11 protein-coding genes are annotated in these 24,581 nt (G+C 67.3%); 8 read left to right on the top strand and 3 right to left on the bottom strand.

Annotation, left to right across the window (positions count from 1 at the left end; translation table 11 throughout):
* The first annotated feature begins 265 nt into the window (after nucleotides 1–265).
* A complete protein-coding gene (locus SR870_RS11715; RefSeq protein ID WP_322518129.1) occupies nucleotides 266–8,245 on the top strand; it encodes an ExeM/NucH family extracellular endonuclease in 7,980 nt (2,659 codons plus the stop codon).
* Between the two features lie 520 nt (nucleotides 8,246–8,765).
* Here SR870_RS11715 and SR870_RS11710 read toward each other — a convergent pair.
* Nucleotides 8,766–14,777 carry a negative regulator of septation ring formation gene (locus SR870_RS11710; protein ID WP_322518128.1) on the bottom strand — a complete coding sequence of 2,004 codons (6,012 nt, stop codon included), beginning with the start codon at nucleotides 14,775–14,777 and terminating at the stop codon, nucleotides 8,766–8,768.
* A 424-nt stretch (nucleotides 14,778–15,201) separates the two neighbouring features.
* On the opposite strand from SR870_RS11710, the gene SR870_RS11705 reads away from it, so the two are divergent.
* Both SR870_RS11705 and SR870_RS11700 read left to right on the top strand, forming a co-directional pair.
* Nucleotides 15,202–15,546 (top strand): Hpt domain-containing protein, encoded by a 345-nt coding sequence (locus SR870_RS11705; RefSeq protein ID WP_322518254.1) that lies wholly within the window; start codon nucleotides 15,202–15,204, stop codon nucleotides 15,544–15,546.
* A gap of 157 nt (nucleotides 15,547–15,703) precedes the next feature.
* On the top strand, nucleotides 15,704–16,024 hold the full coding sequence (locus tag SR870_RS11700) for a 2Fe-2S iron-sulfur cluster-binding protein (RefSeq protein WP_322518127.1): 321 nt from the start codon (nucleotides 15,704–15,706) through the stop codon (nucleotides 16,022–16,024).
* Nucleotides 16,025–16,082: 58 nt separating this feature from the next.
* Here SR870_RS11700 and SR870_RS11695 read toward each other — a convergent pair whose 3' ends face one another.
* Nucleotides 16,083–16,538 (bottom strand): thioesterase family protein, encoded by a 456-nt coding sequence (locus SR870_RS11695; RefSeq protein ID WP_322518126.1) that lies wholly within the window; start codon nucleotides 16,536–16,538, stop codon nucleotides 16,083–16,085.
* 161 nt (nucleotides 16,539–16,699) lie between these two features.
* On the opposite strand from SR870_RS11695, the gene SR870_RS11690 reads away from it, so the two are divergent.
* Together SR870_RS11690 and SR870_RS11685 are read left to right on the top strand one after the other, a co-directional pair.
* Nucleotides 16,700–17,728: an NAD(P)/FAD-dependent oxidoreductase gene (locus SR870_RS11690; RefSeq protein ID WP_322518125.1), complete on the top strand. Its 1,029-nt coding sequence runs from the start codon at nucleotides 16,700–16,702 to the stop codon at nucleotides 17,726–17,728.
* Nucleotides 17,729–18,166: 438 nt separating this feature from the next.
* Nucleotides 18,167–19,441 (top strand): chloride channel protein, encoded by a 1,275-nt coding sequence (locus SR870_RS11685; protein ID WP_322518124.1) that lies wholly within the window; start codon nucleotides 18,167–18,169, stop codon nucleotides 19,439–19,441.
* A gap of 43 nt (nucleotides 19,442–19,484) precedes the next feature.
* On the opposite strand, the gene SR870_RS11680 is transcribed toward SR870_RS11685, so the two are convergent.
* On the bottom strand, nucleotides 19,485–20,528 hold the full coding sequence (locus SR870_RS11680) for a glycosyltransferase (RefSeq protein WP_322518123.1): 1,044 nt from the start codon (nucleotides 20,526–20,528) through the stop codon (nucleotides 19,485–19,487).
* 309 nt (nucleotides 20,529–20,837) lie between these two features.
* Here SR870_RS11680 and SR870_RS11675 point away from each other — a divergent pair, with 309 nt between their 5' ends.
* The 3 genes from SR870_RS11675 to SR870_RS11665 all read left to right on the top strand — a co-directional run bounded on the left by SR870_RS11675 (nucleotide 20,838) and on the right by SR870_RS11665 (nucleotide 24,209).
* Entirely contained in the window at nucleotides 20,838–22,169 is a 1,332-nt protein-coding gene (locus tag SR870_RS11675; protein WP_322518122.1) for a glycosyltransferase family 1 protein, read from the top strand.
* A gap of 7 nt (nucleotides 22,170–22,176) precedes the next feature.
* Nucleotides 22,177–23,487, top strand: coding sequence for an O-antigen ligase family protein (locus SR870_RS11670; protein ID WP_322518121.1), 1,311 nt, complete (start codon nucleotides 22,177–22,179; stop codon nucleotides 23,485–23,487).
* 68 nt (nucleotides 23,488–23,555) lie between these two features.
* On the top strand, nucleotides 23,556–24,209 hold the full coding sequence (locus tag SR870_RS11665; RefSeq protein WP_322518120.1) for a DUF2147 domain-containing protein: 654 nt from the start codon (nucleotides 23,556–23,558) through the stop codon (nucleotides 24,207–24,209).
* The last annotated feature ends 372 nt before the right edge of the window (nucleotides 24,210–24,581 follow it).

Here is a 24,581-nt window from a genome sequence, read left to right as displayed (position 1 = left end):
TGATTCTTCGGCGCGTTGTCGGACGCCGCGCTCTCCGGCAGCTCTTCCGCCGTACAACCAACGGTTAGTTCGCTCGGCGCGTATCGCACCGACGGCACGGCGGCTTCATCCGCCGGTTAGAAAGCGGTCACCGATTTGTTGCCGTTCGTGTTCTAGCTACGCGCATTAACATTTCGTTAACCAACGGCCGTCCGGACCGCGCCCTCACGCATGTCGTGAGGCGGTGATCCTCGACGCCTTCTCTCAACCTCTGGAGTGGCGATACATGTCGACGACCCCTCACGTCCTGGCGACCGGCGATTTCCTGCAGGATTGGTCCAACACCGGCCTGATCACGGCCGACGACAATTGGAACGGCGTCGCGTCGATCGTCGGCTATCAAGGCGACATCAATGCGAGCACGCCGACCGGTGTCGATCCGCGGACGCTGACGGGCGCCGCTCTCGGCTCGGTCGACGTCATCGCCAACCAGACCAACACCACCATCACCAATGGCGGCGTCGCCGAATTCGCGCTCGCCAATCCGACGGTCGCCCTGAACGGCTCGGGCACCGCGGATGCGCCCAGCCTGGTGCTCTATCTCGACGCCACCGGCCGCGAAGACGTCCGGCTGTCCTTCAACGCCCGCGATCTCGACGCCAGCTCGGACAACGCCACGCAGCCGATCGCGGTGCAGTACCGGCTCGGCTCGTCGGGCTCCTGGACCAACGTCCCCGGCGGCTACGCTGCCGACGTGACGACCGCGAATTCCGCGACCCAGGTGACGCCGTTCAACCTGCTGCTGCCCACCGAGGTCAACGGCCGCGCCGATCTGCAGATCCGCATCCTGACCACCAATGCCGCCGGCAATGACGAGTGGGTCGGCATCGACGACATCAAGGTGACCAGTGCGGCAGATACGCCGGCCGAGGGCCAGATCGTCGGCTTTGCGCCGGGCTCGACCACGGTTTCGCACGACGAAGGCAATTCCGGCAGCACCAGCTACGAGTTCACCGTCGTGCGCGCCGGCGGCTCCATCGGCGAGGTGTCGTTCTCCGGCTCGGTCGCCTCGGCGCAGACCGACGCGTCCGACTTCGTCGGCGGCAATCCGGGCAGCTTCACCGGCACGATCGCGGCCGGGCAGACCTCGACGACGGTCACCGTCACCGTGGCCGGCGACACCGTCACCGAGGCCGACGAGAGCTTCACGCTGACCCTCGAGAACGTCACCAATTCCGAACCCGTCACCACGACCATCGGCGGCGCTTCGCAGGCCACCGGCGTGATCGTCAATGACGACGTCGGCATCACCAAGATCAGCACCATTCAGGGCGAAGGCGCCAGCAGCGCGATGGTCGGCCAGACGGTCACCGTCGAGGCCATCGTGATCGGCGACTTCCAGAACGGCGATGCCGACACCGGCCGCAATCTCAACGGCTTCTATCTGCAGGAAGAGATCACCGATTCGGACGGCAACGTGCGGACCTCGGAAGCGATCTTCGTCTACGGCAACGCCACCGACGTCAATGTCGGCGATCGGGTCCGCGTCACCGGCTCGGTCAGCGAGTATTTCGGGCTCACCCAGCTCAGCGCGACGAACATCGCGATCGTCGAGGCCGGCGCGGTGTCGGACATCAGCACCATGGCGGTCGAGATCGACCTGCCGTCGATGGGAACGACGCTGAGCCAGGACGGCGATTACCAGCCCGACCTCGAAGCCTATGAAGGCATGCTGGTCACCATTCCCGAGACCCTGACCATCACCGAGCAGTACAATCTCGACCGCTTCAACGAGATCAAGCTGGTGGCCGGCGATCGTCCCGCGCAGTTCACCCAGGAGAACGCGCCCGACGCCGCCGCCTATCAGGCCTATCTGGCCGAACTGGGCGCCCGCACCATCACCTATGACGACGGCCTCAACACCCAGAACCAGCCCATCACCAATCTCGATGGCTTCGGCCCGGTCTACAACACCGACACCGCGCCGCGGATGGGCGACACCATCACCGGCCTGACCGGCGTGCTCGACTATCAGTGGGCCGGCAATTCGGCCTCGGGCGCGACCTGGCGGATCCGCTCGGTCGAAGACGGCACCAACAGCTTCGAGGACGGCGCGACGCCCCGCACCGAAACGCCGGACGACGTCGGCGGCCGGCTGAAGGCGGCGAGCTTCAACGTGCTCAACTACTTCACGACGCTCGACGTCGGCTCCGCCACCACCGCGATCGGCGCGGATCCGCGCGGCGCCGACAGCTCGGCCGAACTGGCGCGTCAGACCGCCAAGCTGGTCGATGCGATCGTCGCCATGGACGTCGACGTGCTGGCGCTGACCGAACTGGAGAACGACTTCCTGCCGGGCTCGTCCGGCAACGCCATCGAGCATCTGGTCGAGCAGCTCAACGCCGCGGCCGGCGAGGGCACCTACGCCTGGGTCAATCCCGGCCAGCAGTTCGTCGGCGGCGACGCCATCGCGGTCGGCTTCATCTACAAGACCTCCGCGGTCAAGATCGCCGACGGCACCACCGTCGAGATCCTCAACGACGCCGATCTCCCCGGGCTCGGCCTGTCCGGCCTGCTCAGCCAGAGCACCGTCGGGCACATCTTCGACGGCGAGAACACCAGCCGTAACGCGCTGGCGGTGACCTTCGAGGAACTGTCGACCGGCGAGACCTTCACCGCGGTCGCCAATCATCTCAAGTCCAAGAGCGGCACCGGCACCGGCGCCGACGCCGATCAGGGCGACGGCCAGGGCAATTGGCAGAACCAGCGCGAGCTGGCCTCGGTGGCCCTGACCGCCTGGGCGCAGAGCGATCCCACCGGATCGGGCGACAACGACGTGCTGCTGCTCGGCGACTTCAACGGCTACGCCAAGGAGCAGTCGATCGGCCTCATCGAGGGCGCGGGCTACGAGAATTTGCAGACTCGCGAGGACGGCGCCTATTCCTACGTGTTCGACGGCCAGACCGGCACGCTCGACTACGCCTTCGCCAATGGCAGCCTCGGCGAGCAGGTGACCGGCGTCACCACCTGGCACATCAACGCCGACGAAGCCGACGCGCTCGACTACAACACCGATTTCGGCCGCGACACGTCGATCTTCGATGACGGCTCCGCGATCCGCGTGTCGGACCACGACCCGGTGATCGTCGGCCTCAACCTCGGCGAGCAGGCGCAGGCCCCGGCCTACACGCTGCAGATCCTGCACGCCTCGGACTTCGAGGCGGGTCTGAATGCGGTGGATCGCGCCGGCAATTTCGCCGCGATCGTCGACTATCTGGAAGACACTTACGAGAACTCGATCACGCTGTCGTCGGGCGACAATTTCATTCCCAGCCCGTTCTTCAGCGCCGGCAGCGACGCCTCGATGAAGGAGATCTACGAGACCGCGCTCGAGACCTATTACGGCCTGACCCCGGGGACGCTGAACATCTCGCCCGGCTTCGGCACCGCCGACATCTCGATGCTCAACATCATCGGCGTGCAGGCGTCGGCGATCGGCAATCACGAATTCGACGCCGGCACCAACCCGTTCGCCGCGATCATCCGGCAAACCGCCAGCTTCCCGGGCGCGCAGTTCCCCTATCTCTCGGCGAACCTGGATTTCTCGGGAGACTCCAACCTCTCCGGGCTCTACACCAGCACCATCCAGGACGCCGACAACTACACCGGCTTCCCGCCGGTCGCGGGCATCGGCAAGAAGATCGCGCCGGCGACCATCATCGAGGAGAACGGCGAGCGGATCGGTGTGCTCGGCGCGACCACCCAGATCGTCCAGAGCATCTCGTCGACCGGCGGCGTCGAAGTGATCGGCGACAATGTCGACGACATGGCGGCGCTGGCGGCGATCCTGCAGCCGACCATCGATGAACTGCTGTCCCAGGGCATCAACAAGATCATCCTGGTCAGCCATCTGCAGCAGCTCGCCTTCGAGCAGGCGCTGGCGCCGCTGCTGCACGGCGTCGACGTCATCATCGCCGGCGGCTCGCACACGCTGCTGGCCGACGAGACCGACGCGCTCCGCGCCGGCGACACCGCGGCCGGCACCTATCCGATCGTCACCGCGAACGCCGACGGCAACACCACGCTGATCGTCAACACCTCCGGCGAGTACTCCTATGTGGGCCGGCTGGTGGTCGATTTCGACGCCGAAGGCAACGTGATCTACACCGCGAACACCGCCGTCAACGGCGCCTACGCCACCACCGAGGAGGTGGTCCAGTCGCTGTACGACGGCAACACCACCGTCGACGTCGACAATGACGGCGACGTCGATGCCGACGACGCCGATCCGTTCGCCGACGGCAGCCGCGGCGATCTGGTCAACGACATTGCCCAGGCCGTGGGCGGAGTCATCGACGCGCAGGACGGCAACACCTTTGGCAAGACCGACGTCTATCTCGAAGGTCGCCGCGGCGAGGTTCGCACCGAGGAGACCAATCTCGGCAACCTCACCGCCGACGCCAACCTCTGGTACGCCCAGAAGGTCGACGACACGGTGCTGGTCTCGATCAAGAACGGCGGCGGTGTCCGCGACTCGATCGGCTACGTCTACGCGGTCGGCGGCGACGCGGTGGAGAATCCGCCGCTGGCCAACGCCGGCGTCGGCAAGGAGGCCGGCGAGGTGTCGCAGCTCGACATCGCCAACTCGCTGCGCTTCAACAACTCGCTGTCGCTGGTCACCGTCACGGCGACCCAGTTGCTCGAAGTGCTGGAGCATGCCGTCAAGGCGACCACCGCGACCGCCACCCCGGGCCAGTTCGCCCAGATCGGCGGCATCTCCTTCTCGTTCGACAAGGATCTGCCGGCCGGCAATCGCGTGCAGTCGGCGGCCCTGATCGACGAGGACGGCAACCCGGTGATGACGCTGGTCGCCAATGGCGAACTGGCGGTCGATCCGAACATGGCGATCCGCGTCGTGACCCTGAGCTTCCTGCTCACCGGCGGCGACGGATATCCGTTCGCGAGCTTCATCGCGGCCAATCCGACCTTCGCCGACGTCGTCAATCTGGCGCCGGATCTGGTCCCGGATGCCGGGCAGGTGGCGAACTTCGCGGCCGAAGGCACCGAACAGGATGCGTTCGCCGAATACATGGCGGCGAACTACTCGGAGACGGCCTATGGCGAGGCCGACACCGACCGCGCCCACGACACCCGCATCCAGAACCTCGACTACCGGGAAGACACCGTGTTGGCCGGCATGCCGGTCGATATCGTCGGTGACGACGGCGACAACGAGCTGACCGGAACGGACGGCGACGACAGGCTGGCCGGTCTCGGCGGCGACGACGTCCTGATCGGCCTCGGCGGCAACGATCGGCTCGACGGCGGCGAGGGTGACGATACGCTCGAAGGCGGTGCCGGCGACGACACGCTCGACGGCGGCGAGGGCGACGACACGCTGGAAGGCGGTGCCGGCAACGACCATCTGACGGGCGGCGAGGGCGACGACACCCTGGCCGGTGGCGACGGCGACGACATTCTGGTCGGCGGCGAAGGCTACGACACGCTGGAAGGCGGCGACGGCAACGATGAACTCGTTGTCGGCGAGGGCGACAGCGCCGATGGCGGTGACGGCGACGACCTGATCATCGTCTCGACCGAAGACGGTACGCCCGCGTGGATCGACGGCGGGGCCGGCAACGACACCGTGAAGCTGATCGGCGGCGGCACCAGCGTGCTGCCCTCGACCATCGACGTCGAGAACCTGCAGGTGGCCGGAGGCACCTGGTCGGTCGAAGCGTCGGAATCCTACGCCAACGTCACCATCGGAGAAGACGCGACGCTGATCTCCAGCCTCGTCGTCGACGACGATGATCACGTCGTCGTCCAAACCGGCGGCCAACTCGTCGTGTCCGGAAATGCCATCGTTTGGCAGGGCGGCGGCGAGGCGGTCGTCGACAATGCGGGCCTGATCGAAGGCTCGAGCCGGGTGCTCACCACCACGGCTGGCGCGACCGGTTCGTTGACGTTCAACAACGAGGCCGGCGGCATCCTCCGCGGCGCCGTGACCCCGCAACAGGCGGGCCACGCCGATGCGACCATCACCATCAACAATGCCGGCGTGATCGAAGCCGGCGGTCGCGTCCTCGACTTCCGCAGCTTCGACGGCAACGGCGCTTCGGCGGTGGTCAACAACCTGGCCGGCGGCATCATCCGCCAGTACGGCACCGACTCCGACGTGATCCGCCCCGGCAATGACGGCACCGTCAACAACTGGGGGACGATCACCACCGACGCGAGCTTCGTCGGCGGAGGCGACCTGATCGACTTCCAGAGCGATACCGGCGGCACGGTCAACAACTATGCCGGCGGTTGGATGGAAGCCTCGCGCCATGCCGTGACCGGCGACAATGCCGTCACCGTGGTCAACTCGGGCACGATGATCGGCCGCAACGGCTCTGCGGTGAATCTCGACACCGACGGGTCGGTCGCGCAGACGGCCTTCATCACCAACTACGGGGTGATGGAAGGCCGCTCGGCAGAACTGTCCGACAGCGATGGCGACGCCATCGACGTCGACGGTCTGGTGAAGGTGCTGAACCACGGCCGGATCTCCGGCCTCGGCGCCGAGGGCTACCACAATGGCGAACCGAACGTGTCGGAAGCGATCGCGGTCGGCGGCGGCGAGATCGTCAACGGCGCCGACGGCGAGATCTACGGCTACGGCCGTGCGATCCAGGTCGACAATTCCAGCAACAGCAATGCGCTGGGCGTCACCACCATCGTCAACGACGGCCTGATCCAGGGCGACGGCCACGGTCCGGAGGGGGTCTCCTCCGAGGACGCGGCGCGGTTCGACCTGCGCGGCAACGAGGCGATCAACCTGGTCGGCAGCTATGCCGACACGCTGACCAACAGCGCCACCGGCCGGATCGTCGGCGGCGTCGCGATGGGCGGCGGCAACGACACGCTGAGCAATGACGGCTCGATCACCGCCACCGGCGGTTCGGCGGTGAACATGGGCGAGGGCGACGATCTGATCGTCAACCGCGCCACCATCACCGGCGACGTCCTGCTCGGCGCCGGCAATGACGAACTGATCAACCAGAGCACGGGCGTCATCACCGGCGATGTGACCTTCGGCGACGGCAACGACAAGCTCGGCAACACCGGCAAGATCGTCGGCACGGTCGATCTCGGCGCCGGCGACGACTTCGTGAACATCTGGATCGGCTCCGACATCCAGGGCCAGATCCTGCTCGGCGACGGCAACGACCTCCTGATCTCCAACGACTGGATCTCCACCAACATGGAGATCGACGGCGGCGCCGGGAACGACGAGATCTACACCTCGTTCGGCAACGACACCGTCCGCGGCGGCGAGGGCAACGACCGGATCTATGCCAATAACGGCAACGACACGGTCTATGGCGGCGCCGGCGATGACGAGATCTACGGCCAGGCCGGCGACGACGTCATCGACGGTGGCGACGGTGCCGACACGATCAATGGCGGCGACGGCGACGACGTCCTCAACGGCGGCGCCGGCGACGACATGCTGCGCGGTGGTGCCGGCAACGACACCATCGACGGCGGCGCGGGCTTCGATACGCTCGATCTGTCCGACGCCACCGGCGCGATCAGTCTCGACGTCGCCGGCGGCAGGGTCTCGGGCGCCGGCATCGGCACCGACAGCTTCACCTCGATCGAAGCCTTCATCCTCGGCTCCGGCGACGACGTGCTGACCGGCGGCGACGGCGACGAAATCTTCGACGGCGGCGCCGGCAACGACACGCTGAAGGGCGGCGCCGGCGACGACCAGCTCTCCGGCGGCGACGGCAACGACAAGGTCGACGGCGGCTCGGGTGACGACGTGGTCGCCGGCGGCGCCGGTGACGACGTGCTGAAGGGCGGCTCGGGCGACGATCTGATCGACGGCGGCGACGGCGACGACACTGTCGACGCCGGCTCCGGCGACGACATCGTGACCGGCGGCGCCGGCAACGACACGCTGAAGGGCGGCTCGGGCGCCGACATCATCACCGGCGGTGTCGGCGACGATATCCTGACCGGCGGCTCCGGCTCGGACGTGTTCGTGTTCGCCGCCGGGTTCGGCAAGGACATCGTCACCGACTTCACCACGACGGGGTCGTCGGCCGACGTGCTGCAGTTCTCCAGCGACGTCTTCGCCGACTTTGCCGACGTGATGTCGCACGCCACCCAGGTCGGCAACGACGTGGTCGTGACGTTCGATGCCGACGCCACCGTGACGCTCGCCAATCTGCAGATCAGCGCGCTCGCGGCAGACGACTTCCGCTTCGTCTGATCCACTCGCGACCTCGACCAGGCCACGGAACGCTCCGGCGTTCCGTGGCTTTGTTTTGCCTCGACCCCGAGGTCGAGACGGAGATGAGTGGTCGATGGTGAGAAGGCGCCGCGGACGTGAAGAGCGTCGACGGTGCAAACCCCTGATTTAGACTAGAGCGCTTCATCGATTGATTGAAGCAATCCGGCCTTCCAGAGGCACTGAGTCCTCATCCTGAGGAGCCCGGCGAAGCCGGGCGTCTCGAAGGATGGGGCAACGCAGTGCCGGTGGCACATGGTTCGAGACGGCGCTGCGCGCCTCCTCACCATGAGGAGGTACTTGTGGCTGCGCATCATCAATCCTGATTCCACCTAAAGCAGAACGGCTCTAGCAAGGCCCACCGGACGACGCGCCTCGATGCGCATCCGTCGGTCGCAGTGACTTCGCCCGAGCCGGCGCCCACAAAAAAAGCGGAGGCCTGAGGCCCCCGCCATTTTTGGTCGTCACGACTGACGTCGGCTACCAGCCGGGCAGGGCGCTGTTACCCCAACCGCCCCGCCGCATGCGCCAGCAGCGTGTACACCAGGCCCGTTTCCGAGCTCAGATGCGTGCGCAGCGCCTGCGGTCCGCGATCGTCGCGGGCGACCTCGTCGAGCAGGCGCTCGAACTCGGTGATGTAGCGGTCCACCGTCTGCTTGAAGGCGCGGTCGCTGCGATATTTGCGGGCGACCTCGTCGAACGCCTTCTGGCCGGCGGGCGTGTACAGCCGCTTGGTGAACGCCTTGGGCTCGCCGCGCTGATAGCGGTCCCACATCTCCAGCACCAGATTGCGGTCCATCAGCCGGCCGATGTCGAGCGACAGCGATTCCAGCGGATTCCCGCTCATCGCCTGCTGCGCCGTTCGGGTCCGCGGGGCCTCGCGTTCGGCACCGGTGTCGGCGCGGTTCAGGAGATCCGACAGCCAGCCGTCGCGGCCCTGATCGGAGCCGGTCGGAGCGACCGGCGGGGCCTCGGTGCGGCGCGGAGCGGGCGCCGGGCCGGGCATGCCGAGGTCCGGCGGCGGCAGGGTCGACGCGCTGGTCTCGCGGCGCGGCGCCGGCCGTGACACCGGCTCGACCGGCCGGGAGATGGCGGCCTCGCTGCGTCCGCCGCCGGCGGAGGCCAGCATCGGCTCTTCCTCACGGACGGCACTGGCGCGCGTCGTGCCGACCACGTCCATGCCGCGGCCGTGACGCGCCACGATGCGGTTGAGTTCGGCCAGCGCCTCGATCTGGTCGACGATCACCTTGCGCATCTGCGCGGTGCTCTCGGCCGCCTCCTGCGGGATTTCGAGCACGCCGCGGCGCAGCTCCTCGCGGGTGGCTTCGAGTTCGACGTGCATCTCCGAGGCCATCTGCTTGATGCCCTGGACGATCGCCGAGAAGCGGTCGGCCGACTGCTTGAACAGCGCATCGGCTTCCTGGGTGCCCTGCTGATAGACCTGGTGCATCGCCTCGGTGGTGAGGCGGCGCTCCTGTTCGGCTGCGGAGCGAACCGCCTCGAACTGCTGGGTGATGCTGGCGGAGCCGGCGCCCGCGGTTTCCGCGACGATCCGCGCGATGTCGCGCGCCCGTTCCTCGGCGGCGGCCAGCGATTCATCGAGCAGGCCGGTGAAGCGGGTGAGCCGCTGGTCGAGATCGGCCGTGCGCAGATCGATCGTAGTGACCAGCGATTCGAGCGATTCCTTGCGCTCGATCACCGACGTCGAAGCGCTGCGGTTGCTCTGCTGCACCAGCTCGGCGGCTTCGGCCAGCGCCCGGCCGTGAGCATCGAACTGCTCCGACAGCGCACTGAGGTCGGCGAGCGCCTTCGCGGTCTTGCCGTGGAAGCCGGTGAGCTGGTCTTCCAGACCCTGCGTGGCGGCGCCGCTGCGGGCGTTGACGTCGTTCATGGTGACGACGAAGTCCGCGACCCGGGTGACCAGCGCGCGCTCCAGCGAGTTGAGGTTCTCGTGGGCGCCGGTGAGCACTTCCTGCAGCAGGATGTTGCCTTCGCGCAGCCGCTCGAACAGAGCGACCGTGTCGGAGCGCAGGATCTTGCTGGTCTCCTGCATCTCGGTGACGGCCGCGACCGAAACCTGGCGCGACTGATCGATCGCGGAACGCGACGCCAGCTCGAGATCCTTGAGCGACTTGTTGATCGCGCCGGTCGCGAGATCGCCGGCGCCGGTGATCGAACGCGCGACGTCGTTGCCGTTGGTGAGGATCGAGTTGGAGAACGCCTTGCCGCGGGTCTCGATCGCGGTCAGCGCGTCGGTGGTGACGCGGTCGATATCGACGGTGAGCTGATTGGTCTTGCCGGAGAGGGCCTCGACCAGCACGCCGCGCTTGCCGTCGATGATCTGCGACAGGCGGTCGGCCTGCTGCTGCACGTAGCTGACGATTTCGTCGGTCTTGGCGGTGATCGTCGAGCCGAAGCTGCCGCTGGCGGCGAACACCGACCGCTCGATTTCCGCGGAGGTCGACTTGATCTTGGAACTGACCTCGTTCGACACCGCGACCAGCGTGCTCTGCGCCGCCGCCGCGCTGACCTGGATGTTGTCGGTGGTGTTGAGGGTGACGCCGGCGAGCGTCCGCTCGATGTCGGCGGAGATCGCCTTGATCTGGCTCGCCGCTTCCGCCGAGCCGTTGGTGAGGGTCGACTGCACCTCGCGGGCGCTGCCGAGAATGGTCGACGCCGCGGCGGCGCTGACCGTGGTCAGGGTGCGCTCGACGTCGATCGTCAGCGACTTGACGTGGTTGGCGGCCTCTTCCGAGGCGGTCATCAGCGAGGTCTGCGCCTCGCGGGCGCCGCTGACGATCGATTCGGCGGAGGTCTTTCCGGCGGTGATCAGGCTGCGTTCGACCTCGGCGGCGAGCGATCGGGCCTGATCGGAGGCCGCGGTCGAAGCGTTGGCGAGCGTGCTCTGGACGTCCCGGGCGCTGGCGAGGATGGCGCCGGCGGTGGCGCTGCCTGCCGTGGTCAGTGTGCGCTCGACGTCGCCGGTCAGCGCCTTGACCTGGTTCGAGGTCTCGGTGGAGGTCGCGATCAGCGCGTGCTGGGCTTCGCGAGCGCCGGACAGGATGGTCTCCACGGTGGCGCTGCCTGCCGCCGTCAGCTTGCGTTCGACATCGCTGGCGAGCGAGATCACCTGGTTCGAGGCCTCGGAGGAGGCGGCGACCAGCGTGTTCTGGGCTTCGCGCGCACCGGCGACGATCGCGCTGGCGGTCGAGGATCCGGCTTCGGACAGCGTGCGCTGCACGTCCGCGCTCAGCGACTTGACGCGCTCCGCGGCTTCCTCGGAGGCTGCCACCAGCGTGGTCTGGGCCGCGCGGGCGCCGCCCAGGACCGATTCCGCGGTCGCGTTGCCGGCCGCATACAGCGTGCGTTCGATATCCGACGACAGCGACCTGATCTGGCCGGTGACCTCGGTCGAGGCCGAGACCAGCGTCGACTGCGCTTCGCGGGCGCCGGCCAGCACCGAGGCCGAGGTGGCGTCGCCGGCGCCGGTCAGGGTGCGCTCGATATCGGCCGACAGCGAGCGGATCTGATTGGCGACGTCCGAGGACGACGACACCAGCGTAGCCTGCGCCTCGCGGGCGCTGTTCAGCACCGAGGTCGAGGCCGTGCCGCCGACATCGGTCAGCGTGCGCTGAATCTCGGCCGACAGCGTCTTGATCTCGTTGGTGACGTCGGTCGAGGTCGCGACCAGCGTGGTCTGCGCCTCGCGCGCGCCGGCCAGCACCGACGCCGCGGTGGAGGTGCCCGCGACAGCGAGTGTGCGCTCGATATCGGCCGACAGCGACCTGATCTGCGCGAGCGTATCGCTCGACGCCGCGATCAGCTTCGATTGCGCTTCGGTCGCGCTCGCCACCACCGAGCTCGCGGCATTGGCGCCGACGGCGGTGAGCGCGCGTTCGATCTCGGACGAGGTGAGCTGCAGTTGCGCGCCGACTTCGGTCGACACCGACAGCATCGCTTCCTTGGCCGAGCGGGTGCCGGTCTGGATGGTGTCGCTGGTGCTGATGACGAGGCTGGTGAGCGAGCGCTCCGCGTCGGCGACGTGCGACTTGATACCGAGCGAGAGTTCCTCGGCGCGCGCCATCAGCAGATCGCTGGCCTCGCGGCCGGTGTTCTCGAAGCGGCCGGCCACGGCGTCGACGCGCGAGCCGAGCAGATCTTCGAACTGCGAGACGCGCAGGTCGATGTCGGTCAGCACGGTGCCGACGCGGCCTTCGAGACCTTCGTGGATGTCCTGGAAGCGGGCGCTGACGGTCGCCGCCAGACCGGCGCTGCGGCTGTCGATCGTCTCGGTGACGTTGCCGATGCGCTGATCGATGGCGTGGATCGCCTGCGCGGTGCCGTCGGTGAGCGAGTTGGTGAGATGCGACAGGCGGGCGTCGATCGCCTCGATCGCCTGCACCGCGCCCGCCGTCAGCGTGCCGGAGAGCCGGTCGATCCGGGTATCGATCAGATCGACGGCCTGGCTGGTGCCGGTGGTCATAGTGTCGGAGAGCTGCGCCACGCGCAGGTCGATCATATCGACCGCCTTCGTGGTGCCGGTCGACATCGTGGTCGCGAGCTCCGCGATCCGGCTGTCGATGGCCTCGATCGTCAGGGTCGAGCCGGCGGTCAGGGTGTCGGAGAGCTGCACGATGCGCGTATCGATGCTCTCGGTCACCGTCTGGGTGCGCGCCGCGAAGCCGTCGTCGAGCGATCGCAGATGTTCGCTGACGGTTTCGTCGAGCGACTTGATCTTGCTGTCGAGCGAGCCGTCGAGGCTGCCGACGCGGGTGTCGAACACGTTCTCGAAATGCGACAGGCGCTGATCGAGCGTGGCGCTGATCTCGCCGCCGCGCGCGGTGACGCGCTGATCGAAATTGTCGACGTAGTCCTTCAGCGTGGTGGAAATATCCTGGGTGCGCTGGCCCATGCGCTCGACGATGTCGCCGCCATAGGTCTTCACGGTGCGGTCGAATTCGGAGATGTGGCGGGTGATCAGCGCGCCGAGCGTGCCGCTGTCGCGCGCGAATTTCTCGGCGAGCTCGGAGCCCTGCTGCTTCACCAGATCGTCGAACGCGCTCATCTGCATGCTGAGGGCGTCGTGGGCGTTCTCGGTCTGGCTGACCACCTTCGCGACCAGGGTGTTGACGGTGACGTCGAGCGCTTCGCTGGCCTTGTCGCCGCTGGTGAGGATCTGGTCGGCGAGGCGGTTGCCGGCGTCGTCGATCTTGCTGACCAGATCGCCGCTGCGCAGCTCGAGCTCGAGCAGCAGCGAGTCCGAGGAGTTCTTCAGCGAGTCGTGGACCTGCTCGGTGCGCTCGGAGATGCCGTCGACGATGCTGGACGAACGCTGTTCGAATTCGCCGGTGATGCGGTCGAGGCGCTCGTTGAGCATCTCGTGGACGCGGTCGGCGAGTTCGACGAATTCGTCGTGGACGTGCCCGGTCTTGAAATTCAGGCTGGCGGTCAGCCGCTCGCTGGCGTCGAGCACCGCGCGGGTGGTCTCGGCGCTGGCTTCCTCGAGGCGATCGAGCAGGTCGCCGCCGCGCTCGCCGAGGGCGAGGATCATGTTGTCGCCGGCATTGCTCAGCGCGCCGGTGATGTGGGCGCCGCGCTCCTCGAGCGCGCTGGTGATGCTCTTCGCCACTTCGTCGACCCGCGAGGCGATCGCGTCGGAGATCAGCGCGATGTCGTGGCGCAGATCGATCTGCACGCCGGAGATGGCGCTGCGCACCTGCTCGGCCTGGCCGACCAGATTGTCGCGCTGATGCGCGATGTCTTGCAGCAGGGCGCGGATGCGGACTTCATTGTCGGAGTAGGCGCGTTCGAGCGCGGAGACTTCGTTGGCGACCAGAGTCTCGAGTTCGCCAGCGCGCGCGATCGCACGCTCGACGCCGTCGCCCATCGCCGCGACCTCGCGGCGGATCGCCTGACCGACGGTGACGACGGAATCGCTCGCCGCGATCTCGGGCTCGGAAAACCGCATCGCGACCTGCGCCATCGACTGCGCGATCATCCGCAGTTCCTGGCCGCGCCAGGTCAGGCTCGCGAGGAAATAGAACAGCATCACGGGGGCGAGGAACAGCGCGATCAGGCCGACCAGCGCCATCGTGCCGCCGGCGCCCTGGCCGACCATCGCCTGCAGCGAGGGCAGGAAGCTGACGGTGAGCACGATGCCGCCGAAAATCCAGACCCCGGCGAAGATCGAGGCGAGGGTGTAGACGTTGCGGGCCGGACGGCCCTTCTGCAGGGCCTGGAGCAACTGGCCGATGGTTTCACGGTCGTCGTTGGCCGGGCGCTGGGCGAACTGCCGGTCGTCGGGCTGTTCGAAACTGGGACGGTCGGCTGCGATCCGCGGCTCCGGCGCGCCGTCGTTGAAAGCGGGCGGGGGCAAGATCGCCGGCGAGTTCTCGCTCCGCGCCGTGATCGGATCGTCGGTCGCGGCAGGCGCATCGCTGATGTTCAGGGCCTCCTGAATCGCGGACAGCGCCACTTCGGTCGGATCTTTGATCTTCTTGGGATTATTCGCCATGTGACCTACGCCCTCGTTCTACGCATCCGGGGACACTGCTCGAAATTCGATCGCAGTTCTCCGGCTCCGGTCTGATGCTCAAAGCCGGCGCAGTCGAACCCCCTCGACGCCGGACTTTTGTCCACCACTTCCGCAAACATCCTATTGGCTCGGTGCATCGAATGAAATGGCCGACGTTAAGACATTCTTAATCATCGTTAACGGGAGTCGCCGCTAACTCCTTCCGCCGACGTGAAAATCCCCGCGAATGCTGGAAAGCGCAGGGAAATTGCGGACAAAATGGCCTCAAACTTGCGGCGTTGTCCCGAAATGATCCGTTAACCAATCCCGTGCTTGGATCGGCAATTCGCCGGCGGCTACGCGGAAAACGGCGGATTTCCGGGGAGAGAGCCTGTTGTCGCTGCAACTGGATTGGGTCGAGTGGATGGCTTCGCCGCCGTTGGTGCCGGATTTCGGGGCGATCGACGAGGGGCACCTCGAGCGGATGACGCTTGGGGATAAGTCGCTCGCGCGCGAGGTGCTGACGATCTTCTCGACGCAGGCGGCGAGCATGGTGGCGGTGCTGGCGTCCCGGCCTGCCGACGCGGCGGCGCTGGCGCATACGCTGAAAGGCTCGGCGCGGGCGATCGGGGCGTTCGCGGTGGCGGACGCGGCCGAGGAATTCGAGGACGCGCTGCGCTGCGGCAAGGATGTCTCCGACCGGCTCGCGGCGCTCGATGCAGCGGTCGAGCACGCAAGGGCCACGATCGGCGAGCGGCTGGAGCGCTGATCCGCCGCGACGCGCGCCTCGCAGGTCGCTGCGGCGAAAGGCCGATGGCGGTTCCCGATTTTGCCCGCCGGGGCGCTGGCGGAAAGCCGACCGACCCGCTATAGGACAGCCCGTCATCCTTTCCAGTCCGAACGAGCAGAGCGTCCGACGAGCAATCATGGCCAAGATTCACTTTGTTGATCACTCCGGAGAGACCCGCATCGTCGACGTCGAGAACGGCGCGACCGTGATGGAAGCGGCGATCCGCAACGCCATCCCCGGCATCGAGGCCGAATGCGGCGGCGCCTGCGCCTGCGCGACCTGCCACGTCTATGTCGACGAGGCCTGGCGCGAGAAGGTCGGCGGCCCGTCGCCGATGGAAGAGGACATGCTCGACTTCGGCTACGACGTGCGGCCGAACTCGCGGCTGTCGTGCCAGATCAAGGTCACCGACGAACTCGACGGCCTCGTGATTTCCACGCCGGACCGCCAGGCCTGATCCCAGCGTAACCGCCTCGGGCGCAAGGCGCCCCGGGCGTCAACGCTCGCTGCGCCTGCTAAGCGTGCTCGACGCCGTGCAGCCACCACGGCGCGAGGTTGGCGATGAGCTGATCGGTCAGCGGCGTCGGCTTGCGGCTGTGCGCATCGACCAGCACGGTGACCGCGCGCGCCGAGGCGACACAGACGCCGTCCGAGAACACCACCTGATCGAAATGCGTCGAGGTGCGGCCGAGCTTCACGAGGCCGATGCCGAGCTCGATGGTTCCCGGCCAGTGCAACTCGCTGCGGAAGTGGATGTCGAGCCGCACCAGCACCCAGGACAGCCCCTCCGGGATCAGCCCGTGCGACGCATCCTTCATCAGCGTCACCCGGCCGGTCTCGAAATAGCTGGCATAGACCGCGTTGTTGACGTGGTTGTTCGGGTCGAGATCGGCGAACCGGACATTGTCCGAAAGTCGGTAGGGGAAGTCCTCGAGCCGAGGCACTGCGTGGTCGCGGGATCGTGCAGACAAGGGCCATTCTCCGGGCTTTTGGAGACCATTGAGCGCAGTTCTTGAGATAGAACAAGGTGTCTACGCCGTTTTATGGCTTTTCTCCCCCGCCGGGCTTGGCTAGACAAGCCGCGGCCGGACCGCCCGCGTCCGAATATTCTTCAACCCGAAAAGAAACACCGATGACCGAAACGATCAAAACCGATGTGCTGATTGTCGGCGCGGGTCCGTGCGGACTATTCGCCGTGTTCGAACTGGGCCTGCTCGATATCAAGGTCCATCTCGTCGACATTCTCGACAAGGTCGGCGGCCAGTGCGCCGAGCTGTATCCGGAAAAGCCGATCTACGACATTCCCGGCATTCCGATGATCACCGGTCACGGCCTGACCGAATCCCTGATGGAGCAGATCAAGCCGTTCAACCCGACCATCCATCTCAACGAGATGATCGAGAGCGTCGAGAAGATCGGCGATCCGGAATTCCGCGTCACCACCGATGCCGGCACGGTGTTCGAATGCAAGGTGCTGGTCGTCGCCGCGGGCGGCGGTTCGTTCCAGCCGAAGCGGCCGCCGGTGCCGGGCGTCGAGGCCTATGAAGGCAAGTCGGTGCACTACGCGGTGCGCAAGATGGAAGAGTTCCGCGGCAAGGACATCGTCATCGTCGGCGGCGGCGATTCGGCGCTGGACTGGACGCTGAACCTCAACCCGATCTGCAAGAGCATGACGCTGGTGCATCGCCGCGACGATTTCCGCGGCGCGCCGCACTCGGTCGAGCAGATGCGTCAGCTCGTCGCCAGCGGCAAGCTCGATCTCAAGATCGGCCAGATCACCGAACTGCAGGGCGCCGACGGTCAGCTCTCGGGCGCGACCATCAAGCTCAACGACAACTCGACGGCGCAGATCAAGTGCGACGCGATGCTGCCGTTCTTCGGGCTGACGATGAAGCTCGGCCCGGTGGCGAACTGGGGCCTCAACCTCGAGAACAATCTGATCCCGGTCGACACCGGCACGTTCGAGACCAACGTCCCCGGCATCTTCGCGATCGGCGACATCAACACCTATCCGGGCAAGCTGAAGCTGATCCTGTCGGGCTTCCACGAGGCCGCGCTGATGTCGCAGAAGGCGGTGAAGTACGTCTATCCCGACAAGCGCGTCGTGTTCCAGTACACCACCTCGTCGACCAATCTGCAGAAGAAGCTCGGCGTCAATTGAGTACACGCGGCGGCGCCATGCCGCCGGCGGTTGATGTCGAGAGTTGTTAGTTCAGGGCGCGCCGACGGGCGCGCCCTTTGCGTTTCGAGCTGTTGGACGTTTCATCGATTGATTGAAGCGACATGGTCCTTGCCGAATGTACGGACTCCTCATCCTGAGGAGCCCGGCGAAGCCGGGCGTCTCGAAGGATGGCGGGGGATGCATGGCCCGCGGCGCATGGTTCGAGACGGCGCTGCGCGCCTCCTCACCATGAGGGTGTGCCTGTTGAGGTTGTGCCTGTGGTGAGCGTCCCGCCGGATTGATGTTGATGAAGGCCCGCAGCGGCGCTGCGCCCGCATCACGCCAAGTTTATGCCCCCGATTGCTGGACTCCGGCGCGGGGGACGCGGCATGAAGGGCCTCACGAGTTCCCAAGCCCTCGCGAGCGCCGATCCTGCCGATGAAATTCGCCCTGTCTCGCCGCCACAAGCGGCTGTTGGTCGTGGTGTCGACGCGGTCGCGGCGGCGGGCGATCTTTCTGCTGGGCGGGGTGGTGATCGGGGCGGCGGCCGCGGCGCTGGCGCAGCTCGCCGATCTGGCGCAGACGGCTTTCGTCGCGCTGCTCGGGCATTCGCGCTATCTGCCCTTCGTCGTCACGCCGCTCGGCTTCCTGATCTCGGTGTATCTGACCGACCGGTTCTTCCAGAATGCGCAGGGCAGCGGCATCCCGCAGGCGATCGCGGCGCGGCGGCTGACCGACCAGACCGCGCGCGGCCGGCTGGTGTCGATGCGCGTCGCGGTCGGCAAGTTCGTGCTCACGCTGTTCGGCCTGTTGGTCGGCGCGTCGGTCGGGCGCGAGGGGCCGACCGTGCAGATCGGCGCCTCGATCATGTTCGCGCTCGGGCGGCTGTCGCCGCGGCGGCAGCCGGCGCTGATTCTCGCCGGCGCCTCGGCCGGCGTGGCGGCGGCGTTCAACACGCCGCTCGCCGGCATCATCTTCGGCATCGAGGAAATGAGCCGCTCGTTCGAAACGCGGTCGAGCACGCTGATCATCGCCGCGGTGGTGGCGGCCGGCCTGACCTCGGTCGCATTGCTCGGCAACTACACGTATTTCGGCACCAGCGCGATGACGCTGCGCGGCGGCGTCGACTGGCTGGCGATCCCGGCCTGCGGCGTCGTCGGCGGGCTCGCCGGCGGCCTGTTCAGCCGCATCGTGGTGGCGGCGGGCGGGTTGCAGGCGATCGCCCGGCATCCGCTGCTGCTGGCGCTCGGCTGCGGGTTCGCGGTGGCGATCTGCGGCTTCGCGTCGGACGATACGGTCTACGGCACCAGCTATGCCCAGGTGAAGACGGCGCTGGAAAGCGGGTCGCCGCTGCCGACGGAGTTCGGCGTGCTGAAATGGCTGGCGACGACGCTGTCGTCGGTCAGCGGCCTGCCGGGCGGCATCTTCTCGCCCTCGCTGGCGGTCGGCGCCGGGCTCGGCAGCAACATCGCGGCGCTGTTCACCGACACGCCGATCGCGGCGATCATGCTGCTCGGCATGGTGGCCTATTTCTCGGGCGTGGTGCAGGCGCCGATCACCGCCTTCGCCATCGTGATCGAGATGACCGACAACCACACCATGGTGATCCCGCTGATGGCGACCTCGGTGATCGCCTATGCGGCGTCGCGCCTGGTGTCGGATGAGGGCATCTACCACGCGCTGGCGCGCCGCTTCGTGCAACCCGGCGCGTAGTTGCCGGCGCGCTGCGGTTCGTGCCTCGCCAGGCCCGGCGGTGTTATTTTCGGCGCATCAGCATCTTCGCGGCCTTCGCCGGGCCGAGCCGCAGCAATAGCGCGAGGAGCGAGATGCGGGAGACCGGGAGGTCGCGGCGCTCGCGCAGCAGATTCAGCGCGGCGGCCTGGGCGAATTTGCGTTCGCCGGCGGTCAGCGTCGATCGTTGTGAGGTGATCGCCGCGAGGTCGATCGCCGACGCGGGCGCGGCGCGCGCCAGCGCCGGATCGGCGAGTTCGAGCATCCGGTACAGCCGCGAGCTGTCGCGTTCGAAATCGCCGGGATTGGGATCGTGCCAATCGGGCGGCGTGGTGAGGGTCGCGGAAGGGTCGGGGCGACCCGAATTGCGGGCGGCGCCGGCGAGCTTGGCGAGGCGGGCCGAATAGATCTGCCGCAGCTCGCGGGTGCGGGTCACGCTGCCGCCGTGCTCGCGATAGCGGATCAGCACCTCGGGCAGGATCGCGATCTCGCCGATGTCGGCGAGCCGCAGCCAGAAATCATAGTCCTCGCCGGCCTCGAAAGCGGCGCGATAGCCGCCGACGCGGCGGGCCGCCTCGGCGCGGAACATCACCGTCGGGTGGATGAACGGGCTCTTCTTCGCCAGCGTCTCGCGCAGCCGTTCGGGACCGGGCCGCATCTGCCGGCCGGACAACGCGCCGTGGGCGTCGATGATCTCTGCCCAGCCGCCGAGCAGCACGACGTCCGGATGCGCGTGCAGATAATCGCACTGCCGCGCCAGCCGCTCGGGCAGCGCGACGTCGTCGGCGTCGAGCCGGGCGATCAGCGGCGCGCGCGCTTGCGTGAGGCCGCGATTGAGCGCGGCGACCAGCCCCTCGCGCTGTTGCGGCAACACGACGACGCGGGGATCGCGGCCGCGCGCCTCTTCGAGTATTGCCGGGGTGGCGTCGGTCGAGCCGTCGTCGATCACCAGCAATTCGAGATCGGTCAATGTCTGCGCGAGCACGCTGTCGACCGCCTCGCGCAGCCAGCGCTGGCCGTCGCGAACCGGCAGGATCACCGACACTTGTGGCGGGCGTTCCGGTGGCACTGTCGTCCTCGCTCGATTCGTGCACGCGGCGGATGGGCCGAAGCACTCGGCCGAAGATAGACCGCGGCCACCACAGCTTTGCAAGCGCGGCGCGGCGGAGCAGGTAACTGCAGTCGCGGCGGATTTGCGGCCGTCAACACGTCCTTGCCATTGACGCTGCGAAGCCCGACCCGCTAGACCCGAGTCGAGGCTGATCACGAATCCGACCAGACCCGGTCTCACCAGATCCGATGATTACTGGGCGGGCCTGGTCCCCATGAATATTGTTCAGCCGGCCTCTGACGGCCGGCACCACGCGACGGACAGAACTTGGCGCAGACTCCCGACAGCCAGACCCCGCCGCCGCAACAACCCTGGCTGTGGATGGACGTGTCGACCAGCCATCGCGCGCGCTCCGGCCAGATGAACGGCACGCTGCGGGTCGAGCACAGCATCGCCACCGCGCTGTCCGAACAGATGGGATCGCAGCTCGGCTTCTGCCGCTACGAACCGTTGCGGCGGGACTACGTGCCGGTCGCCGCCGCGCCCGACCTCGGCGCCAGGCCGGTCGCCGCGGCGAAGCCGAAGCCTGCGCGTGCGACGATGCTGTCGTCGATCAAGCCGCTCGGCAAGAAGCTCGAGCGCGCGATCCGCACCTCGGTGCGCGGCGCCGCCGCGCCGCTGTTGCAAAAAATGTCCGGCAGCGCGGGACTGCCGCCGCCCGGCGTGGCCGGCGGCCACGAAGTGCTGCTGCTCGCCGGCGAGAATTGGTCGCGGGTCGACTACGCGGCGGTGGCGCAAATGCGACGCGCCCGCGGCACCCGGATCGCCGCGGTGTGCCAGGACTTCATCCCGGTGGTGGCGCCGCAGTTCTTCGCCGACGGCGAGTTCGTCGCGCAATTCGAGGCCTATGCGCAATTCCTGATCCGCGAATGCGATCTCGTAGTGTCGATCTCGGACTCGACCAGCGCCGATGTGCGGGCCTATGCGAACCGCCATGGCGGGCTGCACGGCGCGATCGAGGTGGTGCATCTCGGCGCCGATCTGGCGACGCCGGCCGCCGCGCGCCGGCCTGCTGCGCTGGGCGGTTCGCAGGCGCAGCGCTTCGTGCTCAGCGTCTCGACGATCCAGTCGCGCAAGAATTTCGACCTGCTGTATCATGTGTGGCGGCGGCTGACCGAGCAGGGAACGCCGGATCTGCCGACGCTGGTGATCGTCGGCCAGCCCGGCTTCGGCAGCGCGGATCTGTTGTGGCAGATCGCGCACGATCCGGTCACCGCGTCATCGATCGTTCATTTGCCGCGCGCCGGCGACGACGAACTGGCGTGGTTGTACCAGCACTGCGCGTTCACGCTGTATCCCTCGTTCTACGAGGGCTGGGGGTTGCCGGTGTCAGAGAGCCTGGCTTTCGGCAAATACTGTCTCGCATCGAACACCTCGTCGCTGCCCGAGGCCGGCGCCGGCCTCGCCGGCCACCTCGATCCCTTGGATTTCGCCGCCTGGCGCGACGCGGTGCTTGACCTGATCGGTTCGCCTGAGCAACTTGCCAAGTACGAAGCGGCGATCCGGGAGAACTATCGCCCGGTGACCTGGGCACAATCCGCCCGCCGCCTGGCGGAGGTGCTGCGCAGCCTGTCGGCCGCGTCCCACCCCAAGATCTAGGAGTCCAATGGTTTCCGTCCTCGCCCGATCGTCGCGCGCCCGGCAGAGGCTGGAGCGGACCCGCGACTGGCTGATACGCGTGCGGGCCGGCGAGAAGCTGTTCATCCTGTCGATGTGCCTGGTCTATGTGATGCACAGCATCTGGCTGGCGCGCACCGTGATGTGGTTCCTGGTGCTGCCGGTGATGCTGATCGCGACGGCGTCGGCCCGGAACCTGCTGCCGATCGTGAGATCGGGCGTGTTCGTCGCCGCCGCGGCGTTCCTGCTGCTGATCATCGGCACCTCGGCGCTCGGCGGCGAGACGCCTGCGCCGATGCTGTTGAAGAACCTGCGCTACCTCGCGGCGGTGCTGGTGTTCGTCGTGGTCGTCGCGCAACTGGTGCGCAGTGACGGCGATTTCCTGCGGCTGCTGTTCCTGGTACTGGCGCCGGTGGCGGCGCTGGCGGCGATCCGCGATGTGGTGTCGTTCAGCGGGCTGTCGCTGGAGACGCTGCTCACCGTCCGGCTGCAGGGCGTCAAGGGCCTGACCGTGTACTACAATTCCAACGTCATCGGCATGATGTTCGCGATGCCCTGCGTCGGCGCGGCGGCGGTGATGGCGTCGCGGACGCTGCGGCGCTGGCAGTTCGCGATGCTGGCGGTGTCGGTGCTGATCCTGCTGTTCGCGATCGTGCTGACCGGCAGCCGCGGCTCGCTGATCGCGGCGACGGTCGGCATCGGCGTGTCGATCCTGTCGGCGAACTGGCGGTTGGCGGCGGCGATCGTGGCGCTGGTGGCGGTCGCCGCCGCGGTCGCGCTGCTGACGCCGCTGGCCGGCGAATTGCTGCAGCGGCGCGACAGCCTGCGGCTGACGCTGTGGCCGGTCTATCTCGACATGGCGCTGCTGAAGCCGTGGCTCGGCTACGGTCTCGCCTTCGACACCCAGCGCACGCTGCCCGACGGCAGCGTGGTGATGAACGGCCACAACATCTTCCTGTGTGCGGCGGTGCGTGGCGGCGTGCTCAGCGTGATGGCGCTCGCGGGCGTCGTTCTGGCGTCGCTGATCAGTGCGCTGCGGGCGTGGTCGCGCCGCCGCGAGATCGTCGCGCTGGCGCTGCTCGCAACCTGTCTCACCGCCACCAGCGTCGACTACGAAATCATCCCGAGCGATCTCGGTTATCTGTATATTCTGTTCTGGCTGCCGGTCGGGATCTGCCTCGGTGCGGCGCTGGCGACGGCGCAGCGCGGGGTTCCGGGCCGTCGCGCCGCGATGGCTGAAACTCCGGCCGCCGCGTCGCCGGCCGCTACGTCACACAATTGCCGACCGGCCGGCGCTTAGCTTTGCCGACTGGATTGTCATACCGATCCGCCATATTCTCGTCTCATCGCGATGTTTCAGGTGTTGCCATGAATACACATCGACCGATCCGTATCGTCGCGCTGGCGGCCGTCGCCGCCTTCACGTACTTGTTCTCCGCGGCTGTTCCCGTGGCCGCCGCGGAACCGACCGCCGTCGGACTCTGGCAGCGGACCGACAACGGCAAGCCGACCGGCAAGCCGGTGGTCTGGGTGCTGATGCTCGACCGCGGCAACAACATGTACGAAGGCGTCGTCGCCAAGACCTTCAACCCGCCCGGCCAGACCGCCATCGCGGTCTGCGACGAGTGCGAGGACGACCGCAAGGACCAGCCGGTGCTCGGCATCTCGCTGATCCGCGACATGAAGCGCAAGGGCCGGGTCTACGAGAACGGCAACATCCTCGATCCGCGCAACGGCGACGTCTGGAAGGCGATGCTCACCGTGAGCCCCGACGGCCAGACCCTGACGCTGCGCGGCTATCTGATGACGCCGGCGCTCGGCAAGGACGAGGACTGGTTCCGGCTGCCCGACACCGCGATCGCCCAGCTCGACCCCGCGATCGTCGCCAAGTTCATGCCCGAACAGGCGGCGGCCGTCACTCCCCCCGTCGGCACCAAGCCCGGCACCACCGCCGGCAAGGCGAAAGCCGCCCCGGCCCCGATGCAAAAGGGCGGCATGATGGCGCCGGCGCCCGCGAAGTAAGCGGGCGGCGCAGAAACGCTTCGAACGACGCGCTGCGTCTTCCCAAAGAGCACCCCTCGGCCCGAGGGGTGCTTTTTTGATTCTTGCCGCACGTGAAGGCTCGAGCGCTTCATCGTTTGATTGAGCGATGTGGCTTCACCAAATGCACCGACTCCTCATCCTGAGTGTCTGACCGGAAATGCGGGCCGCCAAATCAACGCCCTATCTCCGTCATTGCGAGCGAAGCGAAGCAATCCAGTGCGCCGAGCACAAGAGTCTGGATTGCTTCGTCGCTTCGCTCCTCGCAAAGACGAACTTAGGCGCCTGATATGGTTGCTCTCATTTTGAGTCGGACTCTGAGGAGCCGGGCGTATCGAAGGTTGCGGCGACGCA

Source organism: Rhodopseudomonas palustris (assembly GCF_034479375.1).
GTDB classification, from domain to species: Bacteria; Pseudomonadota; Alphaproteobacteria; order Rhizobiales; family Xanthobacteraceae; genus Rhodopseudomonas; species Rhodopseudomonas palustris_M.
Note: the sequence above shows the minus strand (reverse complement) of the source record. Positions and strands in the feature narration are given on the sequence as shown.